Origin of the sequence: Streptomyces sp. SID1328 (genome assembly GCF_009865595.1) — a bacterium.
Taxonomy (GTDB): domain Bacteria; phylum Actinomycetota; class Actinomycetes; order Streptomycetales; family Streptomycetaceae; genus Streptomyces; species Streptomyces griseoluteus.
In genome coordinates, this window is the sequence record NZ_WWKH01001039.1 from 1 (window position 1) to 4,049 (window position 4,049).

The window sequence follows — 4,049 nt, forward strand, 5'->3', positions numbered from 1 at the left end:
TTCGAACCACCCCCACGCTCGTGGGGAAGACGGCCTGCGTACGGTCGGCGTGGGCAGCCACAACGAACCATCCCCACGCTCGTGGGGAAGACTTTGCGGGTGCCGGTGGAGCGGCACGTGAAGCCGAACCACCCCCACGCTCGTGGGGAAGACCTCTTCGCCGCTGCCGACGACGACCCGGAGGGCGAACCACCCCCACGCTCGTGGGGAAGACGCCCACGCCCGCACCGCACTCCGAACCGGCCGCGAACCACCCCCACGCTCGTGGGGAAGACACTTCCTGAACTGCACCGATGTCGTGGCTTTTCTTCTTCTTTGCAATGCTCAGCGTGCGTCGTCGACGATACCGAGGATGGGGTCGAGCCGTAGTCGTCGGCGGCCGATTGGTTGTGGCTGGTGGCCAGTTGGCGTTTGGTAGTGCGGGAGGCGTACGAGGTCGCGCAGCCGGGGCTCCGTCATCCAGTCCGGGTGAGCTTGCTGGTCGGTGGTGAGCTGGGTGAGCCAGGATCCGGCACGCATAGGTACCGCGTAGCTCATGAGGGTTCGGATCTGTGCCTTGGTGAGCCGGCCTCGGGCACCGGGCGTGGGGACCGGGAGGCGGACGGTGTGGCCGGGGTCGAGCCAGATCCCCCCGTCCAGGTCGTGGAACGTGGGGATCAGGGAAACGCTGTTGGCGCCGAGCCTGGTGGTGATCAGGTCAGGATCGGCATTCGACTGTGTTAACCGGTAGAGATTGCCGGTGTGGACTCGGCCGGGCCCCGGGATCATCGCAAGGTCTGCGAGGGCGTCCAACATCGCGTCGTCGTTGATGCGGTCGCGATCGGTAGCCATCAGGGTGTCGGGGTCGGTGCTGGCAAACGCTGGGTCGTAGACGGCGTTCACCAGCTTTTGGACGTCACCGGGGATGTTGATCCTGCCGGGGTGCCGATCGAGTAGTTCCCACGTGCGCTGGAGCAGCGATGGCGGGTAGACGCTGCCCCATGTCGGCGCCGCGAAGTTGGGCGCGCCGTTGCTGTCGGCGGGGGTAAGGACGGTCATGGTGGGGTCGATGCCTGCCCATACGGGGCGCGTCAGTCCGGCTTCACGCCAGGCGTCCAGGCCATGGCGGTGGGCGCGGCCGGCCCTCTGGAGGAGCAGAGCGAGCGGAGCCAGGTCACTGATGATCAGGTCCAGGTCGAGGTCGAGTGACTGTTCGATGACCTGGGTGGCGACGACGATCCCCCGCGTCGGGCGCCGCGTGGAGGGCTTGTTGACGCGGCCGAACGCGGTCTCCAGGTGCTGGGTGCGGGTGGTGCGCTGGTGGGCCGGGAGCCGGGCGTGCAGCAGGTGCAGGTCGACGTCACCGCCGAGTGCTGCGGCCAGTTGCCGGTAGGTGTCCTGAGCGTGGGGGACGGTCGTACAGATGACGGCCGCGCATCCGCCGTCCTGCAGGAGCGGGGCGAGTTCTCCCAGGATGGTGCGGTGCCGGTGACGGGGTCCTCGGGTGGTGACCATGTTGACGGTCAGATCGCGGCCTCGGTCGGTGCCGATCGGGGTGGCGGGGGTGTGGACGATGCCTGTCGCGTGGTCGGTGAAGGACCAGCCCGGGTAGGAGGGGGAGATGGCGGCGAGCCGCCGATGTCCGGCACCGGCCCGGTAGGCGTTGACCAGCCCGGCCGCCGTGTCACCGGTCAGTGTCGCCGACAAAAGCACCACGGGCACCTGCCACGCACCGCACCACTCGATCAACCGCAGCAGCAGGCCGTGGGTGAACGCGTCGTACGAGTGGGCCTCATCGATCACCACAGTTTTCCCGGACAGAGCCAGATGCCGCAACTGCGTGTACCGCAGCGGCAGCACGGACAGCAGCGCCTGGTCGATGGTGCCCACGTTGACGTGGGCGAGCAGTCCGTGCCGGTTCGACTGGCGCAGCCAGCGCGTCGCCTCGGTCGACACGCCGTCCTCGCCATGGACGACGCGGGCCTCGGGATCGCCGTCGGCCTGATCGTCGTGCATCCACGCCAACCCGTGCAACCTGGTGACCGTGCTGGGAAGATTGTGTTCCGCCCAGCTCTTCAACCGGCCGTGCATCTGGTCGGTGGTCGCCATCGTCGGCAGTGCCACGTACACGCCGTGCGTCCCGCACGCCCGTCCCAGCAGCCCGGCCCCGTACAGGGCCGCCTCGGTCTTGCCCTCCCCCGTGGGCGCGGTGACCAGCAGCAGCCCCGGCCCGCCGGCCAGCATGCCCGGAAGGTGCTCGACAATGCTGGCCTGCAACTGGTTCGCCCTACGTATCGGCAGGTAGGAGAACATCTCGGTGAACGACGCTGCGCTTCCAGGGAGTTCAGGCGCGGTCAGCGCGGCGTCCTCGAGCAGACGAACCGCGTGCTCGCGGGATCCGGCCGCCCACGCGTGTACGGCGGGCGTGTCCACCACACTCCCCGAACCGCCGACCCGCGCAGCCAAGTGATCTTCCTGCGACACCAGCCAGTCAGCCAGCACCACCAGACCGGACACCACCGTGATCACCCCAGCCGGAATCCGCTCACCGGTCGGGGCGACGGCCGGGGCACCGGTAACGGCTGCCAGTACCCGGGCAACCGATTCCCGCTGATGCCGCCAACCACCGTTGCCCAGCCCGGGAAACGCAGCCACGGGATCGGCCACGGCACCCGGAGCGCACGGCTCACCGAACCTGCCGTGATGCCCACCCAGCACCATGGACGCCACTACGCCGGCCACACGATCCCGCTGCCCCTCCAATGACCAGCCGACCCCGTGCAGCAGCTCGGGCACCAACAACTGCGACGACGCCTCATGCCGGCCCAGCGCCGCAGCCTCCGCCGCGTCCACGCCTGGAAAACCATCCGCCGTCAACGCCGCCATCAGGTCACCGCGCGCGGCCTGCCACGACGGCACCGCCTTACCGATGTCATGCAACCCCGCCCAGAACGCCACCACCCGCCCGGCCGCGTCCTCGTCCACGCCCAGAGCGCGAGCGATCAACCAGCGCTGCGCCCGCGACAGATACGCATCCCACAGAACGCCCGCCATGACAGCCGTATCCACCAGGTGACAGATCAGCGGATAGTGCCCCCCACCCGGCAGACCATTGCTCTTGGCCCAGATACGGCACTCGAACCCGTCGCCAGACACCCCGCGCCCCTTCCCATGCCATGTAACCCTGGGGAGCCTAACCAGCAGGTACGACAACCAGCCCACCCAAGATCACACCCACGGCCGGGTACACCACCTGTGCAGCATCGGATCACCCCCACACGCATGAGGAGGACGAGATCGCCGAGGTTCTGACGCCCTGCTCGGATCACCCCCTCTGCGTCAGGAGGACGCCGCCGACCTCCAGAAGTTGGCTGCTCAGGGCGGATCACCCCCACGGGCGCGGGGAGGACGCCGCGGCGGTTGCCGCGCCCTGTCCAGTCGCCTGGATCACCCCCATTACGTAGGGAGGACCCGTCGGTCGCCGTTTTGTCGTAGGGCCCGTACGGATCACCCCCACGCGCGTGGGGACGACGTGCCGGAGACGTTGTTGAGGCGGCGAACCCGGCGTGGGGAGGACGCGAGCCGGTTGTAGGCCAGTTTGTTGTCGCACGGATCACCCCCACGTGCATGGGGAGGACGGGACGTCCCTCTGGTCGTAGTTGATGAGTATGCGGGCGGATCACCCCCACATGCGTGGGGAGGACTACGACACCGACGGCTGCGGATGCGGCGCCATCGGATCACCCCCACATGCGTGGGGAGGACGGCTGGCTCTGGCGGAGTCGGAGCGGGGTTGCCGGATCACCCCCACATGCGTGGGGAGGACCGGGCACCACATGCAAGGAACCGCCGTGCTCTCGGATCACTCCCACGTGCGTGGGGAGGACTTCCCGAGGTGTTCGCTTTTGCCGCCGGTCGACGGATCACCCCCACGTGCGTGGGGAGGACCCCTACTTGTGGAGTCCGACAGCCTTCTCCAGCGGATCACCCCCACGTGCGTGGGGAGGACTTGCTGTCCGGGGTTCCGGCTGGGCGGCCGGGCGGATCACCCCCACGTGCGTGGGGAGGAC

Annotated in this window: 1 protein-coding gene and 1 CRISPR repeat array; the gene reads right to left on the minus strand. The window is 68.7% G+C overall.

Annotated features, from left to right (window positions below; translation table 11 throughout):
• The first annotated feature begins 2 nt into the window (after window positions 1–2).
• Window positions 3–275: a CRISPR direct-repeat array (repeat unit 29 nt; unit sequence CGAACCACCCCCACGCTCGTGGGGAAGAC).
• Between the two features lie 49 nt (window positions 276–324).
• Complete coding sequence (cas3, locus tag GT030_RS33420; protein ID WP_161204274.1) at window positions 325–3,135, minus strand: CRISPR-associated helicase Cas3'; 2,811 nt, start codon at window positions 3,133–3,135, stop codon at window positions 325–327.
• Window positions 3,136–4,049: the final 914 nt, after the last annotated feature.